The sequence below is a fragment of the Martinezella tropici genome (assembly GCF_003287875.1).
Lineage (GTDB): Bacteria > Pseudomonadota > Alphaproteobacteria > Rhizobiales > Rhizobiaceae > Rhizobium > Rhizobium tropici_C.
In genome coordinates this window covers 1-21,104 of the sequence record NZ_QMKK01000030.1, presented here as the reverse complement: position 1 = coordinate 21,104, position 21,104 = coordinate 1, and the positions used below count along the sequence as shown (strand labels likewise).

12 protein-coding genes and 2 pseudogenes are annotated in these 21,104 nt (G+C 58.7%); 9 read left to right on the top strand and 5 right to left on the bottom strand.

Annotated features, from left to right (window positions below; all coding sequences use genetic code 11):
- The first annotated feature begins 168 nt into the window (after positions 1-168).
- Complete coding sequence (locus DQ393_RS11615; protein WP_112341924.1) at positions 169-1,125, top strand: VOC family protein; 957 nt, start codon at positions 169-171, stop codon at positions 1,123-1,125.
- A 15-nt stretch (positions 1,126-1,140) separates the two neighbouring features.
- The gene (locus DQ393_RS11610; RefSeq protein WP_245430315.1) at positions 1,141-1,782 is read left to right on the top strand and encodes an alpha/beta hydrolase; all 642 of its coding nucleotides are present in this window, start codon (positions 1,141-1,143) and stop codon (positions 1,780-1,782) included.
- A gap of 105 nt (positions 1,783-1,887) precedes the next feature.
- On the opposite strand, the pseudogene DQ393_RS11605 reads toward DQ393_RS11610, so the two are convergent.
- Positions 1,888-2,319 (bottom strand): annotated as a pseudogene (locus tag DQ393_RS11605) (3'-5' exonuclease); the annotation flags it as partial.
- Between the two features lie 85 nt (positions 2,320-2,404).
- Between DQ393_RS11605 and DQ393_RS11600 the strand changes: the two are divergent.
- The 5 genes from DQ393_RS11600 to DQ393_RS11580 all read left to right on the top strand — a co-directional run bounded on the left by DQ393_RS11600 (position 2,405) and on the right by DQ393_RS11580 (position 12,356).
- Positions 2,405-2,713 (top strand): hypothetical protein, encoded by a 309-nt coding sequence (locus DQ393_RS11600; protein ID WP_112341922.1) that lies wholly within the window; start codon positions 2,405-2,407, stop codon positions 2,711-2,713.
- Positions 2,714-3,139: 426 nt separating this feature from the next.
- On the top strand, positions 3,140-6,352 hold the full coding sequence (locus DQ393_RS11595; RefSeq protein ID WP_112341921.1) for an alpha-1,4-glucan--maltose-1-phosphate maltosyltransferase: 3,213 nt from the start codon (positions 3,140-3,142) through the stop codon (positions 6,350-6,352).
- Between the two features lies 1 nt (position 6,353).
- On the top strand, positions 6,354-9,647 hold the full coding sequence (treS, locus tag DQ393_RS11590; protein ID WP_112341920.1) for a maltose alpha-D-glucosyltransferase: 3,294 nt from the start codon (positions 6,354-6,356) through the stop codon (positions 9,645-9,647).
- Complete coding sequence (glgB, locus tag DQ393_RS11585) at positions 9,644-11,881, top strand: 1,4-alpha-glucan branching protein GlgB (RefSeq protein WP_112341919.1); 2,238 nt, start codon at positions 9,644-9,646, stop codon at positions 11,879-11,881. The genes treS and glgB overlap by 4 nt, the downstream gene beginning before the upstream one ends.
- 124 nt (positions 11,882-12,005) lie before the next feature.
- Positions 12,006-12,356, top strand: coding sequence for a response regulator (locus tag DQ393_RS11580; RefSeq protein ID WP_112341918.1), 351 nt, complete (start codon positions 12,006-12,008; stop codon positions 12,354-12,356).
- Positions 12,357-12,420: 64 nt separating this feature from the next.
- Here DQ393_RS11580 and treZ read toward each other — a convergent pair whose 3' ends face one another.
- Entirely contained in the window at positions 12,421-14,178 is a 1,758-nt protein-coding gene (treZ, locus tag DQ393_RS11575; protein WP_112341917.1) for a malto-oligosyltrehalose trehalohydrolase, read from the bottom strand.
- Between the two features lie 129 nt (positions 14,179-14,307).
- On the opposite strand from treZ, the gene treY reads away from it, so the two are divergent.
- Together treY and glgX are read left to right on the top strand one after the other, a co-directional pair.
- Positions 14,308-16,782, top strand: a complete 2,475-nt coding sequence (treY, locus tag DQ393_RS11570) for a malto-oligosyltrehalose synthase (RefSeq protein ID WP_112341916.1) — start codon at positions 14,308-14,310, stop codon at positions 16,780-16,782.
- A gap of 97 nt (positions 16,783-16,879) precedes the next feature.
- Positions 16,880-18,949 (top strand): glycogen debranching protein GlgX, encoded by a 2,070-nt coding sequence (glgX, locus tag DQ393_RS11565; protein ID WP_112341915.1) that lies wholly within the window; start codon positions 16,880-16,882, stop codon positions 18,947-18,949.
- A 158-nt stretch (positions 18,950-19,107) separates the two neighbouring features.
- Here glgX and DQ393_RS11560 read toward each other — a convergent pair.
- The 3 genes and pseudogenes from DQ393_RS11560 to DQ393_RS11550 all read right to left on the bottom strand — a co-directional run.
- A pseudogene (locus tag DQ393_RS11560) lies at positions 19,108-19,293 on the bottom strand (FMN reductase); the annotation flags it as partial.
- Positions 19,294-19,299: 6 nt separating this feature from the next.
- Positions 19,300-20,295 (bottom strand): ketopantoate reductase family protein, encoded by a 996-nt coding sequence (locus DQ393_RS11555; RefSeq protein WP_112341914.1) that lies wholly within the window; start codon positions 20,293-20,295, stop codon positions 19,300-19,302.
- A gap of 2 nt (positions 20,296-20,297) precedes the next feature.
- Positions 20,298-21,104: acyl-CoA dehydrogenase family protein (locus DQ393_RS11550; protein WP_146758975.1), on the bottom strand; the 807-nt coding region annotated here is incomplete at its 5' end.

Sequence of the window (21,104 nt, the reverse complement as noted above, 5' to 3'; positions counted from 1 at the left end):
ATGCTATAGTATTTATGAACAATCTCATCAACAGTTGTTTTAGATCGGCTATATTTGCAGGTGTTGAGTGATTGGCAAGCGGCTGAGAGCCTGATTGCCAATCGACGGGGAGAAAGCGGAGGAGGACCGCGCCCCGGGGACGATCGATTGTTTCACGGGAGGAGAACGATGGCACTTGTCAGCGGCTATCATCACTTGACCCTTTGCACCGATGGCGTGCAAGAGGATTACGATTTTTATACCAAAGCGCTCGGCCTTTATTCGGTCAAACGCACCGTGCTGTTCGACGGCACCATCCCCGTCTATCACCTCTATTACGGATCCCGCAGCGGCGAGGCTTCGACGATCATCACGACCTTTCCGTTCCGCAAGCCCGCCGTTTTTGGCCGACGTGGAACGAACCAGTCGAAGATCATCCAGCAGGCGATCCCTGCCGGCGCGTCCGGCTATTGGGTCGAGCGGCTCAATGCCCGTGGTATCGAGGCTGAGAAAATATCGCGCTTCGGTATCGCGCGCGTGGCCTTCAAACACCCTTGCGGCATTCCGCATGAACTTGTCGAAAGCTCTGCAGACAACCGGCCGCCCATCGTCAACGAGGCGCAAGGGGTCACGGCGGAGCACGGTATCAAGGGCATTTACGGCGCGGCGATTGCCGTGTTCGATCGCACCGCCATGGATGACTTCCTGACAGTTGGCCTGTCGATGAAAAAGGAGGCTGACAGCAATGAGGGACTGATGTTCTCCGTCCCGAACGCAAACGGTCCCAACAGCATGGTGGAAATCCTGCATGAAGCAAATAGCCCGCAGGGCACCTGGACGCTTGCCGGCGGTACCATTCATCATCTGGCGCTGAACACTGGCGACGAACAGAACCAGCTGCAGCTGAAGGCGCATTTGGAGGGTTTGGGGTTCACGGACGTTTCCGACCAGAAGGATCGTAACTATTTCAAGTCCTGCTACGTCCGCTCACCGGGCGGCGCGCTGTTCGAGATCGCCTGGTCGGTCGAGGGCGGCTGGGCGCTTGACGAACCGGCCGACCGGATCGGTACCACGCTGGTCTTCCCGCCGTGGTTCGAGAACCGTCGCGATGAGCTGATCGCCGGCCTGGAACCGGCCAACTTCTGAGCCGGAGCGATGGCGATGCATCATGAACCTCTCCTGCTCGGTGCTACGCCCGAGGAGGCCCAAGTCCACTGCGTCTTCATTCATGGGCGTACCCAGTCGCCTGAAGACATGCACGAGCAGGTGATCGGTCGGCTTAAGGCGTGGGGCGTAGCTTTTGTGCTGCCGCGTGCGGCCGGCAGAAGCTGGTACGGAGCGCGGGCGACAGAGCGGTTGACGCCAGCGACGCGAGAGGAACTGGAAGGCTCGCTGGCTTATATACGTGGCATCACAGGCGATCTGACCTATCGCCGTCATGGGACGCCGCTGGTGATCGGCGGCTTCAGTCAGGGTGCGTGCCTGGCTTTGGAATATGCGATGAAATATGGGCCATGGCAGGGTGCCATGGTCAATCTTACTGGTTGCCGCGTCGGCACCACGGAGTGCGACAGACCCTTTGCGGACCTTGATCGCATGCCGGTTTATTTGACTGGGTCCGACAAGGATCCTTGGATCCCTGTCGACGCTTTCGCCGATGCTGCCGAAAGTCTCGCGCGGGCACGAGCGAGTTTGCGTTGCGACGTCGTGCCCGACCGCGCGCACGAGGTGTCGGCCCAGGAAATTGGTGAGTTTGAAAACATGCTCTCGCAGATTGCCGGCGGTGATCGCGTAATACTTTAGAATGCGATCTTTCGATCTTCGTGAAGCACCCCTCGCTCAGTCCACCGCAAGAACATAATCAGTCGAAATAGTTGGTTCGATTCTATCGAAGCGCAATAAGAATTATCAGCGCGTCCTGAAGCGGTCGAATGCCGCCAGCCGCTGGATCGGCGGGTCGGCATCCTCCCAGCAGTAGATCTCGTTTCGCAAGACGCTGAGTTCGTCTTCCATGGCCTCTTCAACGATCTCGATCCATCACGATTTCGGCCGGCCGCCGCTTCCGTCGGACCAGCGGTAGCCTCGGTCCTTCAGGTCGAAGGGTGAATTCTCGGCGAAGATGCGAACGAGCGAGCGCTGGCTCGCCTGATGAAGCTCGGCGAAGAGTGTTTGATCGTTGCTGGCCTGAGAGAGTGCCGGCACCTGCAGCAGCGCGAAACAATCATCGACCGCGGGGTGCCCGACGTGAAAATACCCACTCTGGTTGATGAGATAGCCGCGCCCTTTATATCCCTTGGCGCTCCAATCGACGTCGGAATTGGAACAAGCCCATGCCTTGCGGGCCTTAGGGAAACTACAAGTTTAGGGAAACTCCCAGGGCGAAAAAGCGTTCTGATGCTGCGACCCTCATCGGAAGGAGAGAGCAATGGCGGACAACAGCACCACAACGATCAGAGCCACTTTCCAAACACGTCAGGCAGCCGATCTTGCCGTCGAGCATCTGGTACAGCAGCATGGAATTTCGAGGCCGGACATTTTCGTTCAGTCGGCAAGCGACCGCAACACTGCAGGTTCAGCGCCCTCGGGTGGAGATGCCTCGCATGATGAGGGGGCTCGCGGTGACGCACCGCTTGCAGGCGAGATCGAGGTCTCGGCGGATATCGCCTCAAGCCAGGCCGCCACCGTCAAACGCAGTCTCGCAGATGCCGGTGCACTGTATGTATGGAGCCGCTGAGCATAGCCGGCAACCCCAATCCACGGCAGCATCGCTCCTCACCGATTGTTGAGCGGCTTTGCCCTGTCTGTGGATCATTGCTTTTCCTGCATTGGTTTGATGACGACCTCCTCTGTATGACAGCATGTACTCTCGATGACCCAGATCGTATCGCACCCGCGGGACGCTATAGGGTCGAAAGCAGACTGCTGTGGGCAATGTATGGCGACGGCCGGCCCAAGAGGAAACGCGCGAGCGCTTTTAGCCAATCTATTGCGAACTGAAGTGAAAGCACGTTCGTCTGAATGGGGAACGATGCTCCTTTATGACTGGGTTGTTCAAACGGAAGTTGCTCGATTGGAGGGAACAAGCAAGTCGTTCGATGGTTGGTCTTGGTATCGCCGGGAGGGACAATTTATTTCCGCCTGATGCGTGGAGAACAGACTGATGACGTTTGCAGCCGAGTCGGCCGGGGCGTTTAGCCATCCGCGGATCTATTATGTAAATCCGTTGCTCCTAACTGGGCGAGACCAATGGAGCGAAGCTTTTGATCATGCAAGCACGCTCGGTTTCGATATCGTGCTTTCCGCCCCGCCCTTCCTCGACACGAGGAGTGCCGGTCTTTGCTCCACAGAGAATTACAAGCGATCGGACGCAGAGGCCAAACTTGAAGACGAAGTGAAGGAGGGTCTTTTCGCCCTGGCAAAAGATGCGCGCGAGCGGGGTGTGGCATTTATGCTCGATCTCGCGATAGAGCCGCGCGATGTAAGAACAGGGGTCTCGACCCCTCTCGACCCCCGGCGATCGCCGGGCTCTCCATCTCAGTGCCGAGCGCCATACTCGAGCGAGGTGACCGGCGAATGGGAAACGCACCTCGCAGACTTCGCGTCCTGCGGGATCATGGGGTATCGGGTCATTGGTCTTGACAGCCTGCCTGCTGATGGTTGGCGACGATTGATCGCCAGCGCAAAGATCGCCGATCCGGAAACGAGATTCTTTGCCTATACCCCGGGAACTGATTTCGCTTTTCGTTCAGAATTGCAAGACTGCGGGTTCGATGGGGCCTTTTCGTCGCTTGCCTGGTGGGATCTGCGCGAAAGCTGGTTCCTCGAGGAATATCGCCTGCAGCTCCCTTTCGGGCCACAGATCGCCTTTCCGGAAGCGCCGTTTGGAAGGCGACTGGCGCATGGGACCGAAAGCAGGGAAATCCGCGAGCGAAAATCACGCCGTGCTCTCCATCTTGCAGCCGAACTCGGCGACGGATTGCTTGTGCCGATGGGATTCGAATTCGGCGCCACCCTGCCGCTCGATCCGACATATGGTCATGGGAAGGGTTTGCGTGTCCTCAAAGCCGAGGGAGCCTACGATATCTCGGCCGATATACGCGACCTGAATTCCGTTCCACGTGCCTCCACTCGATGGATGCTCCTTCAATGTGAAACAACGAGCCAAGTCACGGTGATCGCGCAGGCCGACCGGTCCACATTGCGGGAGGCAGCGCATGCGCGGCTTCTCGCTGTCAACAGAGATCTGCGTCGTGTCGCGGAACTGCCTGACGACATCGTGCATCGCTTGGCCTCGCCTTTCCTGCCTATCGAGGTGTCCGGCAGCCGAAGGATCGCTCCCGGCGCCGTATGTGCCGTTACAACGCAGGCCCACTCTATTGTTACGGCTGACGAAGGGGAGCTGTCTCTCGCTGAAGCGACAGCCTCTCCGCGCATCGCCATCGAAAATATTACGCCGCAAGTGGATGACGGACGTTTTGCGGTCAAGCGCATCGTCGGCGACACCGTGATCGTCGAGGCGGACATCTTTGCCGATGGCCATGATCTGCTGTCGGCCGCCCTTCTTTACCGCGCTCGCGATGAGCTTGAGTGGCGTCGAGCGAGAATGGTCCTTTCCGAAAACGATCGATGGCAGGGGTCCTTCCTGCTCGATCGCCTCGGGCGCTTCGAGTTCATGGTCGAAGCCTGGAAAAATCCCTTCGCCATCTTTCGCTACGAGCTTTTCAAGAAGAGCGAAGCACGGCTCGATCTGCGGCTGGAGCTGATCGAAGGTGAAGAATTGATCCGGGATGCTGCAGCCGATGACGGCATACCGATGACAGGCGAAACCAGGGCAGAACTCGCGGCGCTGCTTGCCGAGCTCGAAAGGCGTGATGGGCCAGGCAAGCTTGAATTGCTGCTTGCCACACGAACAAACGAACTCATGGCGCTCGCCGACCGCCGTCCCTTTGCCTCGCACTCGCGGACCTATGGCATCGAAGCCGAACGCCGCGAGGCGGCCTTTGCGAACTGGTATCAGATCTTTCCGCGTTCGCAGAGCGGTGACCCCAATCGCCACGGCACTTTCGAAGACGTCATCGCACGGTTGCCGGCCATCCGCGATATGGGTTTCGACGTGCTTTACTTCCCGCCGATCCATCCGATCGGCCATACCAACCGCAAGGGCCGGAACAATTCTCTTATCGCCGCTCCGACCGACCCGGGCAGTCCTTACGCAATCGGTTCGGAAGCCGGGGGGCATGAGGCAATCCACCCCCTGCTTGGAGGATTCCATGACTTCGAGCATCTGATTACGGAAGCCAGGCGGTTCGGATTGGAGATTGCGCTCGATTTAGCGATTCAAGCCTCCCCTGACCATCCGTGGCTAAAGGAGCATCCGGGCTGGTTCGACTGGCGCCCCGACGGCACGATCCGCTATGCGGAAAATCCACCGAAGAAATACGAAGACATCGTCAATGTCGATTTTTACGCGCCGGAGGCGGTGCCGGCACTTTGGGCCGAACTGCGCGACATCGTCGAAATGTGGATCGAGGAAGGTGTCGACATCTTCCGCGTCGATAACCCCCATACCAAGCCTTTTCCTTTCTGGGAGTGGATGATCGGCGATATCCGCGCGCGTCATCCGAAGGTCGTGTTCCTTTCGGAAGCCTTCACAAGACCGAAGGTGATGTACCGGCTGGCAAAGGTCGGCTTCTCCCAGTCCTACACCTACTTCACCTGGCGCAACACAAGGGCGGAGCTGGAGGAATATCTGACCGAGCTTACTCGAAGTGAGGTCAGGGAATTCTTTCGCCCGCATTTCTTCGTCAACACGCACGACATCAACCCGGACTTCCTGCAGAACGCGCCGCGCTCTGCCTATCTCATCCGGGCCGCGCTGGCCGCCACACTGTCCGGGCTTTGGGGCGTCTATAACGGTTTCGAGCTTTGCGAAGGACGTCCGGATGCCAAGCGCAAGGAATATGCCGATAGTGAAAAATACGAAATCCGCGCCTGGGATTACGACCGACCGGGCAACATCAAGGCGGAGATCTCGATGCTCAACCGCATTCGCAGGGATAATTCAGCGCTGCATTCGCATCTCGGCCTGACCTTTCTGCCCTCGTCGAACCCCAACGTCATGTTTTTCGAGAAGGCAAGCGCCGGACGCCACAACGTTCTGTTTGTCGCCGTGACGCTCAATCCGCATGCGATAGAGGAAAGCAATGTCGAATTTCCGCTCTGGCGGTTCGGCCTGGCAGACGATGGCACACTCGCTTTCGAGGATCTCGTCAGTGGCCAAAGATTCAGCGGTACCGGGAAGTGGCAGATGATCAGGCTCGATCCAGCTCATTTGCCCTTTGCCATCTGGCGCGTCAGGGCAGGGGAGGTCTGAGATGGACACTGTTCACATGGCCGAGAGCGATAAACTTGCCGACGACCCACTATGGTATAAGGATGCGATCATCTACCAGCTGCACATCAAGTCATTTTACGATGCCAATGGCGATGGCATTGGCGACTTCGAAGGCCTGTACCAGAAGCTCGACTATATAGCTGCACTCGGCGTGAATGCCATTTGGCTCCTGCCGTTCTTTCCCTCGCCTCGGCGCGACGACGGTTATGATATCGCCGATTATCGCAACGTCAGCCCGGACTACGGGACACTCGAGGATTTCCGGAAGTTCGTGGCGGCGGCGCATGAACACAATATCCGCGTGATTATCGAGCTTGTCATCAATCACACCTCGGACCAACATCCCTGGTTCCAGCGCGCGCGGCAATCGCCTGCCGGAAGCCCCGAGCGAGACTTCTACGTCTGGTCGGACACCGACCTGAAATTTCCCGAGACCCGTATCATTTTTCTCGATACGGAAAAGTCGAACTGGACATTCGATCCGACGGCGGGCGCCTATTACTGGCACCGCTTCTATTCGCACCAGCCAGATCTCAATTTCGATAATCCGCTGGTCATGAAGGAAATTATCGATGTCATGCGCTTCTGGCTTGAGACCGGCATCGACGGCTTCCGCCTCGATGCGATCCCCTATCTTGTCGAGCGCGAGGGCACCAACAACGAAAACCTGCCGGAAACCCATCTGATCCTCAAACAGATCCGTGCGGCGCTCGATGCGACACATTCCGGCGTGCTGCTCCTTGCCGAAGCAAACCAGTGGCCGGAGGACACCCGAGAATATTTCGGCGACGGCGACGAATGCCACATGGCGTTCCATTTTCCCCTGATGCCACGCATGTACATGGCGATTGCCAAGGAGGACCGCTTCCCGATCACCGACATCATACGTCAAACGCCTGAGATCCCCGAAATCTGCCAGTGGGCGATCTTCCTCAGAAATCACGACGAGTTGACGCTCGAAATGGTCACCGATGCTGAACGCGATTATCTGTGGGAGACCTACGCCTCCGACAAGCGCGCCCGCATCAACCTTGGCATCCGCCGCCGGCTGGCGCCATTGATGGAACGCGACCGCCGCCGTATCGAGCTCATGAATGCGCTGCTGCTGTCCATGCCGGGAACGCCCATCGTCTATTACGGTGACGAGATCGGCATGGGAGACAATATTTATCTCGGCGACCGGGACGGGGTACGCACCCCGATGCAATGGTCCCCCGATCGCAACGGCGGCTTTTCGCGCGCAGATCCGGCACGGCTCGTATTGCCGCCGGTTGCCGATCCGCTCTATGGCTTCGAGGCATTGAACGTCGAGGCACAGGTGGCGGACGCGCATTCCCTGTTGAACTGGACGCGGCGAATGCTGGCGCTGCGCGGCCGCCACAGCGCCTTCGGGCGGGGTTCAATGCGCTTTCTGACACCGGCCAACCGGCGGATTCTGGCCTATTTGCGTGAATATGGTGACGAGGTCATTCTTTGCGTCGCAAACCTGTCGCGCGTTCCCCAGGCGGTCGAGCTTGATCTGCAGCAGTTCGAAGGGCGGGTTCCGGTGGAGTTGACGGGCATGTCGCCGTTCCCGCCGATTGGGCAACTCACCTACCTGCTCACATTGCCCCCTTATGGTTTCTTCTGGTTCCAGCTGAATGCCGACGCCGACGGACCAGCCTGGCGCACGGCACCGCCCGAGCAACTTGTCGATCTGGTGACGATCGTTATCCGGCGCAGCCTGACGGAGCTTGCCGAGCTGCCGCATCACACTGCGGTGCTGAGCAGGGATATCCTGCCGGCCTATCTTGCGAAGCGCCGTTGGTTCGGCGCCAAGGACCAGGCCCTGCAGGAGGCGAGGCTCGTTTCTGCGACGCCAATACCCTTTGCCGACGGCGTCGTGCTCGGAGAGATTGAGGTCGTGCTGCCGGATCATGTGGAAAGCTATCAATTGCCGCTCGCAGCCGAATGGGACGATACGGCGACCAACGTGCTCGCCCAGCAGCTTTCCCTTGCCCGTATCCGGCAGGGCAGGCGGGTTGGATTCCTGACCGATGGATTTGCCGTCGAGATGATGGCGCGCGGCATCCTTCAGGGTCTGTGCGACCGCTCGACGGTCAGCGGACGTACAGGCATGATCGAATTCATCGGCACCGATCGGCTCGATTGCCTGGCCTTGACCGAGGATATGCCGATCCGCTGGCTTTCGGCCGAACAATCCAACAGCTCATTGCTCGTGGGCGACTTGGCAATGATCAAGCTGATCCGCCATGTCTTCGTCGGCGTCCATCCGGAAGTCGAGATGACGCGCTATTTGACGGAACATGGCTATGAGCATACTGCCCCTCTTCTGGGCGAGGTCGCTCGGACCGACGGGGAAGGTCGCCGATCGACGCTTATCATCGTGCAAGGGGCGATCCGTAACCAGGGTGACGCCTGGAATTGGATGCTGTCCAACCTGCGCCGCACCGCTGACGAGATCGTGATCACCGAGGCTGCAGTCGAGTCAGCCGATGAACAGCTACAGCCGCTTCTGCATTTCATTTCCATGGTCGGCGAACGCCTCGGAGAATTGCATGTCTTGCTGGCGCAGCCGACCGACGACGAAGCTTTTGCGCCATATCGGGCGGATGCACGCGATATCGCCGGCATTCGCAAAACCGTAACGGGCGAGATCACCTATGCTTTTTCCAAGCTGACCGGCCTCGAAGATAATGTCGAGCCGGAGATCGCAGAACAAATATCCTTGCTGCTTGCCGAACGCGACAGGATCATCGAGCTTGCCAGTGCGCTGGCGGACCAAGCAAAAGGCACTTTGCTGACGCGCGCGCATGGCGATTTCCATCTTGGTCAGATCCTGGTGACGGAAGGCGATGCCGTTATCATCGATTTCGAAGGCGAGCCGGCGCGCAATCTCGCCGAGCGTCGCGCCAAGACGAGCCCGCTGCGCGATGCTGCCGGCCTGCTGCGGTCGCTCGACTATCTCTCAGCAACCGCCTTGCTCGAAAACGACGCCATTTCGGATCATCACGATGCCCGCCGCAGACAGGTGATCCAGCGCTTCGCGGAAAACGCGGAGCTCGTTTTTCTGACGTCCTATATCGAGGCATTGGCGGCTTCGCCCGATTTGCCGAAAACGCCCGCCGAGGTGCGGCGGATCATCGATATCTTTCTTCTGGAAAAGGCCGCCTATGAGATCGCCTACGAGGCACGAAACCGTCCGAAGTGGCTACCGATCCCGCTGAACGGACTTGCCGCCATCATAGCCCGACTTTCGGAGAGCCGCTCATGAGCGACGTTGCCGACATTCTCAGCGGAGTGGATGCGGGTTCGATACATGCCCTGGTGGAGGGGAGGCATGGAGATCCCTTTTCGATCCTCGGCATGCACCAAGGTGTGGACGGCCGCTACAGCGTCAGGGCCTATCTTCCGGGGGCTTTGCGCGTTGAAATCCTCGATCGAGACAGCGATCGCGTTCTGGCATTGGCCGATCTCATCCATCCGGCAGGCTTGTTCGGCGCTATGCTTGCCGAACGCAACGCCTATTATCTGAGAATTCAATGGCCCGATGCGGTTCAGGTGACGGCCGACCCCTACAGCTTCGCGCCGTTGCTCGGCGATCTGGATCTCCACCTGATCTCGCAGGGCACGCATTACAATCTCAGCGAAGCTCTCGGCGCCAATCCGATGACGATCGACGATGTCGCGGGCGTGCGCTTTGCGGTTTGGGCGCCGAATGCAAGCCGGGTGTCCGTAGTCGGTGACTTCAACGCCTGGGACGGACGCCGCCATCCGATGAGGCTCCGGCCGCAGGCAGGTGTCTGGGAGATATTCATTCCGCATATCACGGACGGCGAACGCTACAAGTTCGAGATTCTCGATCGCTTCGGCACCCTGCTTCCGCAAAAGGCCGATCCGGTCGCGCGAGCCGCGGAGCCTGCACCATCGACGGCGTCCGTGGTGGCTTCGTCCGAGCCTTTCCGCTGGAACGATCATGGCTGGATGGACAATGGCCGAAGCACCGATCATTTCGCCAAGGCGCTTTCGATTTATGAGGTCCATGCCGGCTCCTGGCTGCGCAACATGGAAGATGGCGGCCGCGCGCTGGATTGGATCGAACTCTCGCAGCGGCTCATTCCCTACGTCGGCGAAATGGGTTTCACCCATATCGAGCTGCTGCCGATCATGGAGCATCCTTTTGGCGGATCGTGGGGCTATCAGCCACTCGGTCTGTTTGCGCCGACCGGGCGCCACGGCACGCCCGAAGATTTCGCATATTTCGTCGATCGCTGCCATCAGGAAGGGCTCGGTGTCATCCTGGATTGGGTGCCGGCGCATTTTCCGACGGATGTCTGGGGATTGGCGCGTTTTGACGGCACCGCGCTTTATGAGCACGAAGATCCGCGAGAGGGCTTCCATCGCGACTGGAACACGCTGATCTATAATCTCGGCCGCAACGAGGTCAAAGGCTTCCTGATCGCGAGCGCGCTCGAATGGCTTGAGCGCTATCATGTGGACGGATTGCGCGTCGATGCCGTCGCCTCCATGCTCTATCGCGACTATAGCCGCCCGGAAGGCGAATGGATCCCGAACCGCTACGGCGGGCGCGAAAACCTGGAAGCCATCGAGTTCTTCAAGCATCTGAACAGCATCGTTCACGAACGCTGTCCGCATGCACTGATGATCGCCGAGGAATCGACCGCTTTTCCGAACATCACAAAACCCGTAGCGGAAGGTGGGCTCGGCTTCGACATGAAGTGGAATATGGGATGGATGCACGACACGCTCCATTACATGTCCGACGACCCAGTCTATCGAAAGTATCATCATGGTTCGATGACCTTCGGCATGATCTATGCCTATAGCGAGCGCTTCATCCTGCCGTTTTCGCATGACGAAGTCGTACATGGAAAGGGCTCGATGCTCGCTAAGATGCCCGGCGATCAGTGGCAGAAGATGGCCAATCTCCGCTCTCTTTTCGGCTTCATGTGGGGGTACCCCGGTAAGAAGCTTCTCTTCATGGGCGGCGAGATCGGTCAATGGTCGGAATGGAGCCACGACAGTTCCGTGGAATGGGATCTCCTCGATGAACCGTCTCACGCCGGCCTGCAACGGCTGGTGCGCGATCTGAACCGGATCTACGGGTATTTTCCCTGTTTGCAGCATGGCGATACCGTGCCGGACGGCTTTGAGTGGGCGGTTGCAGATGATGCCGAACAGTCGGTTTTCGGAATGCTGCGTTTTGATGCCGGACGGCGGTCGGCCATTCTGATCGTCTCGAATTTCACTCCGGTTTTCCGGGGCGGATACAGGGTAGGCGTGCCTTTTTCCGGCCTCTGGCGGCGGATACTCGATACCGATGACCCTGTTTATGGCGGAGCAGGTATCGGCTCTGGCGATCGTGTTGCCGGCGATTTTCCTGCGCATGGGCGCCGCCAGTCTCTTCTCCTCGATCTCGCGCCCCTTTCAACGGCGATGTTTCTCTTTGATCCCGGAGAGGCGACGAGGGGAGGTGGGCAATCCTGAAAGTCTGCTGTCTTTGGAGGTTGGACAATAGTGTCGCGGGGGGCGCATTCGACGGAACTGTCGGGTAGAGGACACCATCTTTCTTCCAATTTGATCTATCTTTTGTTGCACGAGGAGGTTGCTAATGAAGATCATGATCGTCGAAGACGAGCCCTTGGTGGCACTCGAATTGGAGCGTATTGCTATCGAAGCCGGCCACGAAGTCGTAGGTCCCTTCATGACGGCGGAGCAGGCCCTGGCCTACGCGTCAAAGGCACGGGTGGCTTTCGTGGATCTCGGCTTGGCCGATGGCCATAGCGGAGCGGGACTCGCTCGCCGATTGACGGATCGGTTCGGGATAAAAGTCATCTTTGTGACCGGCAGCCCCGAACGGGTTGGATACGGCCTCGAAGGAGCAGTCGGAATAGTCGGCAAGCCATTTACCGACAAAGTGATCCTCGACGCCTTGGAGAAGGCGGAGCGCCTACAAGTCTAAACTCGCGGACCTCTAAGGTTTTCGAAGAGCGGCGCAAGCTTGTCGTTCAACTTTGAAACGTGGCTCAGGACAGGCTCCAAACAACGGCCCACGGTCCCAGCCGGTTGTCGGCTGTGCTGCCCGACGAGAAAAATGCTTGTCCCTCGGTCGGTCTTTTCAAAATGACTGGCGTGTTCGACAAGTTGGCTGCCAGATGAAGGTGTGTGGACCCCGTTTGCCAGCGCACTCGGACGGGAGAGGCGTCCGGATCATAGGTGGCCGGGCAACTATGCGCTCCAGCAAGGAGCGGCACGATTATTTGATGTCTGAGCCTTAGCAACTGCCGGTAATAGTGGCCAATTCCCGGGTTATTCATTTTATCCCAGCGCAATTTCGCGCTTCGGAAGGTAGCTTCGGCCGTCGGGTCGCACACATCCTCCGCTTCGAAGCCGGGCAGGCGCTTCAGTTCCTCCTTGCGGCCAAGCCTGATCTTGGCGTTGAGCTCCTCATCGAAATCGCAAAAGAAGGGAAAGGGATCGGCAGCGCCCCATTCCTCACCCATGAACAGCATGGGGATCTGCGGCGAGAGAAGATAGATAGCTGCAATGGCCTTTATCGCCTCGATCGGATGGGAGGAAATCATGCGATCGCCGCGTGCCCGATTGCCGATCTGGTCATGGTTCTGGATGAAAGAAATAAAAGCCGATGGTGACAAGCCAGCGCTCGGCGATCCTCTTGGCCGGCCTCGATACTGCATATGCTCCCCCTGGAACGCGAAGCCTTCGGCAAGCGCTCGGCTCAGGCGTGGTCCCCAATCGGCATAATCTTGATAGTAGCCGAAGATCTCGCCTGTGGCCGCCACATGAAGAGCGTGGTGGATGTCATCATTCCACTGTGCCGTAAAGTGGCGCGGCTTACCGTCTTCGCCACGAGCGAGGAGAGCCGCGTCATTATCCTCGTTCTCGACGATCAGATGGACATGGCGTTCAGGGAAGGCGCTTCTGACGCGACCGGCAAGTTCGAGAAGGATATGCGGATCGCTGTCGTCCTTCATCGCGTGAACGGCGTCGAGCCGCAAACCATCCATCCGAAACTCGCTCAGCCAATAGATTGCATTTTCGATGACGAAATCGCGGATGAAACGACTGCCTTCGCCATCGTAGTTCAGGCCCTTGCCCCAGACGCTTTCGTGCCGGTCGCCAAATATCGGCGCGTAGCGGGGCAGATAGTTCCCGTCCGGTCCGAAATGATTATAAACCACATCGAGAAAGACGCAGATGCCACGCTCATGGGCTGCATCGACGAGCATTTTGAGATGCTCGGGACGGCCGTAGCTGCTATCCGGCGCATAGGGTAAAACACCGTCGTAGCCCCACCCATATCGGCCGCGAAAATCCGAAAGCGGCATGAGTTGAATGGCTGTTATACCGAGGCGTTGCAAATGGTCGAGCTTTTCGACGGCCGCCAGAAATGTGCCAGCTTCCGTGAAGGCGCCGACATGCAGTTCGTAGATGACGATTTCCTCCCAGCGGCGTCCCTTCCATCCCTGCGTTTTCCATGCGAACGTTGGATCGATCAGCTCGCTCGGGCCGTGAACGTCTTCGGGCTGAAAGCGCGAGGCAGGATCCGGCACGGCAAACCCATCGGCCAGCACGAACTTATAGCGATCGCCGATCTGCGCATCCTTGACTTCGACGACATGCCACCCATCTTGCCTCCGCCGCATGGCCCATTCCCCGCGCTGCTCGATGCGGACGAGCACGCGCTCCGCCAAGGGCGCCCACAGGCGGAACAAGACCGCATTTTCGTTGATTTGTGGTCCAAATGCGAAGCCGTGCTGCATGACACCCTATCCGTCGATGACGCTGAAATTTTCCTGCATCCAACGCATCTTGACGGGAACGGTTCCTGAGCTGGGAACAGATCTCTTTCAGTTCCGTTCGTTATGGCGGCCTGACACAGCGGGGAAGCCATGACCGTCTTAACGTCCACCTATCGCCTGCAGTTTCGCGGAGATGTCACCTTTGACAAGGCAACGGAGCTGGTTCCCTATCTGAAAGATCTCGGCGTCAGCCATGTCTATGCCCCGCCGATCCTTGCAGCCAAGAAGGGATCGACGCATGGCTATGATGTCACGGATGCGAACGAGATCGACCCGGTGCTTGGCGGTCGCGAGCGGTTCGATGCTTTCTGCATGGCCTTGCAGCAGGCGAGCATGGGCTTGATCCTCGACATCGTGCCCAACCATATGGCCGCTTCTGTGGAAAACGCGTGGTGGCGGGACGTGTTGCAGCATGGATCGGGCAGTGCTTATGCCGGCCATTTCGATATCGACTGGCGACGCAAGCTTACCTTGCCGCTTCTGGGACACCCATTCGAGGAAAGCCTGGCCGGGGCGGACTTTGATCTTCGTTACGAGCCTGCGGATGGGCGCATCTATTTGGCCTATTTCGACAATCTGCTTCCGCTCTCGGCTGAAAGTGCCGAGCGGCTGGCAGCGGACATAGGAATGGATGCGGAGCGGTTGCGCGCATTTTCGAGGGATGCGGCCGCGATGAGAAAACTGCTCGCGGAACAGCATTGGCAATTGCTCTATTGGAAAGATGCCGCCGAAAACCTCAGCTATCGGCGCTTCTTCGAGGTGGCGGGTCTGGTCGGAATGCGCGTGGAGGACGCGCGGGTCTTCGACGACACGCATCGGCTGATCATCGAATTGGTTCGCGCCGGACAGGTCCAAGGATTACGCGTTGACCATATCGACGGACTGGCCGATCCGAAGGGTTATCTCGAGCATTTGCGGCAAGCTGGCGGCCCGGACACGTTCATCGTAGTCGAGAAAATCCTTGCCCGTGGCGAGACGCTGCCGACGGATTGGCCGGTGTCAGGAACGACCGGCTACGAATTCATCGCCGCCATGGCCGATCTCTTCGTGAACGAGGAGGGATTGCGCAAGCTGGATGAAGCCTACAGGGCCGTCAGCGAGGAGGATGCCGACTTTGCCGCAGGTTTGCGCAGGGCGAAGCTGTTGATGGTAGAGCGCAATTTCGCCGGCGAGATGAGGCGTCTGACGATGCTGGCATGTGCGATTTTTCCTGATTTCGACGCGGAGGAAATAGCGTCGGCGCTTCGCGAGCTGCTGGTCGCCTTCCCGGTTTACCGTACCTACGGCTATCGGGGAGCTGCATCGTCCGATGACGTGGCGGTCATCGAGAGTGCCTGCAAGAAGGCCCGAAGCCGATTGCCGACCATTGATGCCGTTAATGCGCTCGGCCGCCTTCTGAAAGGGGATGTTGCTGCAGCCGAAGCTCTGGAGTTTCGAGCCAGATTCCAGCAGCTCAGCGGTCCGATCATGGCAAAGGCAGTCGAGGACACGCTGTTTTATCGGTACAACCGCCTGATCGCATTGAACGAGGTCGGAGGCGAGCCGCATACGCTGCCGGGCTCGGTGGCGGCCTTTCATCAATTCATGACCGATCGATTTCGGCGACAACGCCGCGGCCTTTCCGCGACCTCGACGCATGATACCAAGCGGGGAGAAGACGCCCGCGCCCGCCTCTACGGACTGACGCAGGATCCTGATGCCTGGATTGCCGGCGTCGAGCGATGGCGCAACATGAATTCTCCTTTTCGTTCCAGCCTTGCCGATGGACCTGCGCCTGAGCCCAATATCGAATGGATGCTTTACCAGGCGCTTGCCGGCATCTGGCCGCAGGACATCGAGAGGGCCGATCGGAGCGCACTGAAGGAACGGTTTTGCGCCTATGCCTTGAAGGCCATCCGAGAAGCCAAGCTCCGGACGGATTGGATGGATGAAAACCCTTCCTATGAGCATGCGGTCCAGGCCTATGCCGCCGCCTTGTTTTCGGAGGATAATCAGGACTTCATCCGTGATTTCGACCGGACGCTGCGCCCTTTCATGGAGTTTGGTTTCCGCAATAGCCTGGCTCAGTTGCTGATCAAGCTCACGGCTCCCGGTATTCCCGATATCTATCAGGGTACCGAGGGTCTTGATTTCAGCTTAGTCGATCCGGACAATCGAAGACCGGTCGGCTATCTATGGACTGACACGGAAGCGGCCGGTCCCCTCGCGTCGGATGCCGCTTCCTTGAAACGGCACGTCATCCGTAAGGTGCTGCGCTATCGTAATCAACATCCCTTGCTTTTTCTCGAGGGCGAATATGTGCCCTTGGAAACCAGCGGGCCACGAGCGTCCAGTCTCGTGGCTTTCGCGCGCGTTCACGAGCGTGAAATAGCGATTACGATCGTGCCGCGCCTGGTCGATATGCCTTCATCGGATTTCTGGAAAGACACCGCTGTGACGATGCCGCGAGAGCTCAACGCGCCGCTATACGATCTCCTGACGGATAAGCCTTCATCAGCCGACAATCTTCTGGCAGCGCAGCTGTTTGCCGATCATTCCCTATCGCTTCTCGTGGGACATCGGTGACGATCCTGGCGTCTATACATGTGTAGTCCATCTTCCAAGGCCGGAACAAAGCGCTGCACGGGGTGTTTCTGCTGCGCAGCAACATCACGAGGATTCCATGACGGAAGGCGGCAAGAGGCATGCGATCGAGCCTGGAGATTACACACGCCTGGGAGCGAATTATGATGGACGAGGTGTCAATTTCGCACTTTTCAGCGCCTATGCGGAAAAGGTGGAACTCTGCCTTTTCGACGAAAGCGGAAAGCAGGAGATCGAGCGGATCGCTCTGCCGGAATATACTCATGAAATCTGGCATGGCTATGTGCCTGGATTGAAGCCGGGTGCCTTGTATGGCTACCGCGTGCATGGCCCGTTCGATCCGTTAAATGGTCATCGCTTCAATGCGAACAAATTGCTCGTCGATCCCTATGCCCGCGAGCTTGTAGGTAACATCGAATGGTCGCAAGCCCAGTTCGCCTATGGTCTGGATGACGAGCAAAAGGATCTTTCCTTCGACGAGACCGACAGCGCCGGACAAATGCCCAAATGCCGTGTGGTCGACCTCAAGAATGAAGCGCCGGATAAAAGGCCGTCGATCGCGTGGCCTGAGACCATTTTCTATGAGGCGCATGTCAAGGGAATGACGATGCTGCATCCGGCAATTCCGGAGCCGTTGCGTGGCACCTTTGACGGCCTGGGGCACGGGGCGGTCGTCGATTACATCAAGAGCCTCGGCGTCACCTCGATCGAGCTCCTTCCCATCCATTTCTTTCCCGATGACAGTCACTTGCTCGACAAGGGCTTGCGCAACTATTGGGGCTACAACACCCTTGCCTTCTTCGCGCCGGCAACTCGGTATTACGGGCCGAAAGGCCTTGAAGGCTTTCGCGACATGGTGCGTGCCTTCCACGATGCCGGTATCGAGGTCATCCTCGATGTCGTCTACAATCATACCGCGGAGGGCAATGAACTCGGTCCGACCCTTTCATTCAAAGGCATCGACAATTTCTCCTATTACCGCACCCTGCCGGACCAACCCCGCTACTACATCAACGACACCGGCACCGGTAACACGATCAACACGTCGCATCCGCGCGTGCTGCAAATGGTGACGGACTCGCTGCGCTATTGGGTCGAAGCAATGCATGTCGATGGCTTTCGTTTCGATCTCGGCACCATTCTTGGCCGCGAACCTCAGGGTTTCGATCAGCGCAGCGGTTTCTTCGACGCGGTCGGCCAGGATCCGGTGCTTGCGAAAGTCAAACTTGTCGGCGAGCCGTGGGACATTGGTCCCGGCGGTTACCAGGTTGGGGGATTTCCGCCGGGTTGGGCGGAATGGAATGACAAATATCGCGATACGGTGCGGGATTACTGGAAGGGCACACCCGGCATGACAAGGGATTTTGCCGCCCGCATCTTAGGGTCGGGCGATGTTTATGATCTTCGCGGCCGCCGCCCCTGGGCGAGCGTCAATTTCATCGCCGCCCATGACGGCTTCACGCTCAATGATCTCGTCTCCTATAACGAGAAGCATAATGAGGCCAATGGCGAAGACAACAATGACGGCCATAATGACAACCGCAGCTACAATTACGGCGCTGAAGGTCCGACGAATGATGAAGCCATCAATACCGTTCGAGAGCGCCAGAAGCGCAATTTTCTCGCGACCCTCTTTCTGTCGCATGGTACGCCGATGCTGCTGGCGGGTGATGAATCCGGCCGCAGCCAGATGGGCAACAACAATGGCTACTGTCAGGATAACGAACTCAGCTGGCTGCATTGGGACGATCGATATGGCAGCGCCGAAGCACTGTATACTTTCGTCAAACGGCTGATCGCCTTGCGTCAGGCACATTCCATCCTCAGACGAGAAAATTGGCGCGACGGTCTGGTCGTCACCTGGCTCAATCCGAGCGGCGGCGAGCAGACGGATGAGCAATGGGACGATGAAGCAAATACGGCGATCGGCCTGCGCCTGTCGCGTAAGCAGCCCTTCGAAGAGGGCTGGGATGATGTTCTACTCCTCTTCAACCCCCATGACGGAGATGGCGATTTTACCTTGCCGGATGACAAACGCTGGGCCCTGGAGCTGTCGACATCCTACCTCGATGAGCAGGGTCGAAGCGCAGTTGAGAAGAAAACTCTAAAACTTGAAGCCCGCAGTCTCTCACTTTTGCGGCCAGCTTGAAACAAGCGTGGGTGAAATGACAATGCACGTCGCAGTGAAGGAGAGATGTGCCGGGACCGGCAAATCGCGCGTGGGCAGTTGATCGTGCCGAGCATGCTTCAATGCGCGGCGATCCTCGCTGCCAAGATAGGAATACGACGACAATCGTTAGGAACGTTTCACTCGGCGGCAGCATGACTGGCCGTTGATGGGCGAAAGAAAGCGCCCAGTTCGCCCACTGCTTCCTCGATGCGTTTGGTCAGTTGTCCTGACGAGACGGTGTAGTCAGTGAAATCCCTCTCCGATGCATAGATGGCGGTCGGCAATGTATGTGCCATGAAGCACCCGAAAAGTGGGCGAACGCGGGCAAATCAAAGCGCCACCCCACCGGCAACGACGGAGCAGATCTCGGCGATATCCCTCGTGCCCGGTTGACGACCTTCGAGCGCAAGCCTCGCCGCTGCCTGCTGGAAGGCTGCATTGAGAGGAGCCGCTATGCCATGGATGCGCGCGAGCCTGACGATTTCGCCGTTCAGGTAATCGACCTCGCTTGAGGCGCCACGGGTGAAACTCTGCCAGGTCGATTGCTGGCCGGGCTTTATGCCGCTCTCTGGTGCGACGCGCCAGGACGAAATATCGATCGTCCATTCCGACGGTGCGGCCGGATCATAGCCGGCAACCACCAGAACGGTGCGTGCCTCTTTCGCCAGGCTTGCTGCCGCCTTTGAATGAAGCTCGGGAGAACCGGCGAACAGCTCGACCGCATTGGTGACGTTATGCTCCAGCTTGGCAGCCTTCCATCGCCGGATGTCCGGACGCGCTTCGGCAAGATAGCCAGCCTTCGCAAGATCGGCGACGATCGACAGGGCCGTATCGTCGAGCCCCGCAGGGTAGCATCCAAGGGCGACGATGCCGACATTCGGCTCGCCCCCAACGACGACCTCGCCCGTGACCGTGTAGCGCGCCGGAATGCGAATACTGGCCGCATAAACGCGATCAAAGCGCCGCAGAGCAGTATCTTCCGCCGCCAGTCCATTCTGCAGCGTCACGAGCGGCAGTTCCGATGCGAAACCTGACCCCTCGACATCCCTCCAGGCCCAAAACTCGGTCGTGGCCTCGACATCCTGCGCCTTGACTGCGAGGACGAGGATATCGCCTTGCCGGAGCGCCGGCGGTGCGGCGGTATCGGCGGTGTTGAGCCGCACGATCCTGTTTTCCGCCGCGCGGCGATAGGAAAGGCCGTGCCTGGCAATATGTGCGATCTGGGCGCCGCGCCCGACCAGGACATAGGGGATGGCGTGCGTTTCGAACTCGGCCGCAAGGCTCGCGCCAACCGCACCGGCGCCGATGATGATGTAGCGTGTCATGATCAGGCCATTTTCAATACGGTGAAATTGAGCGGAGGAGCCGAAGGCGTGTCCTTTTCGCTCTTCCAGCGTTCGAAAGCTGCGCGCCCGAGGATGGAGATGGATGTGTCCTCCTGCGGGGCATGGACGAGCACCGACTGAATGTCACGGAAGTGGCGCTCCAGTCCCAACTCGTTTCCGAGACCGGGATTGCCGATTCCGCGAACGGCAACCTGAACCGCGTCGCGCAGCTGCCGGCCCGCGATCAACCGGGCCCTTATATGCTTCTCGGCATCGGCATGCTTGTCCTTCAGCGCATCGAAAATAATCTGCCGGGCACCGGACACCAGCAGATCGATCTCGCCGGAGAGCGTCACGAAGCGTTCCGTGCGGGCGATCGGATGGCCAAGGTTGGTTGGAACCCGCTCGTGGGCAAAGCGGATGAATGCTTCCTGAGCGGCCTCGGCCACCCCGAGATAAAGCGCAGTCAGTGCCAGCGTGATTGCTGCATGCGCGCGATTGTCCTGCTGTGCAACGGATGGATCGACGAGGTCGATGACGTTCTCGAGCGGGATCTCGACGTCGGTATAGTCGACATCGTGGGAGCCGGAGGCGCGCATGCCAAGGCTGTTCCAGTTCTCGATGACGCGGATGCCTGGAAGCTTGTTCGGCACGACAAATGTTCCGACGCGGGCCGGCGTTTCATCGGTGTGCGCCCAGACCAGAAAATGCGTCAGCCCGTGGGCACCGGTGACGAACCGTTTGCGGCCGGTGATCGACCAGCCGGAGGCGGTGCGGCGGGCGAGTGTCGCCGGCAGGCCGCCGCGGGC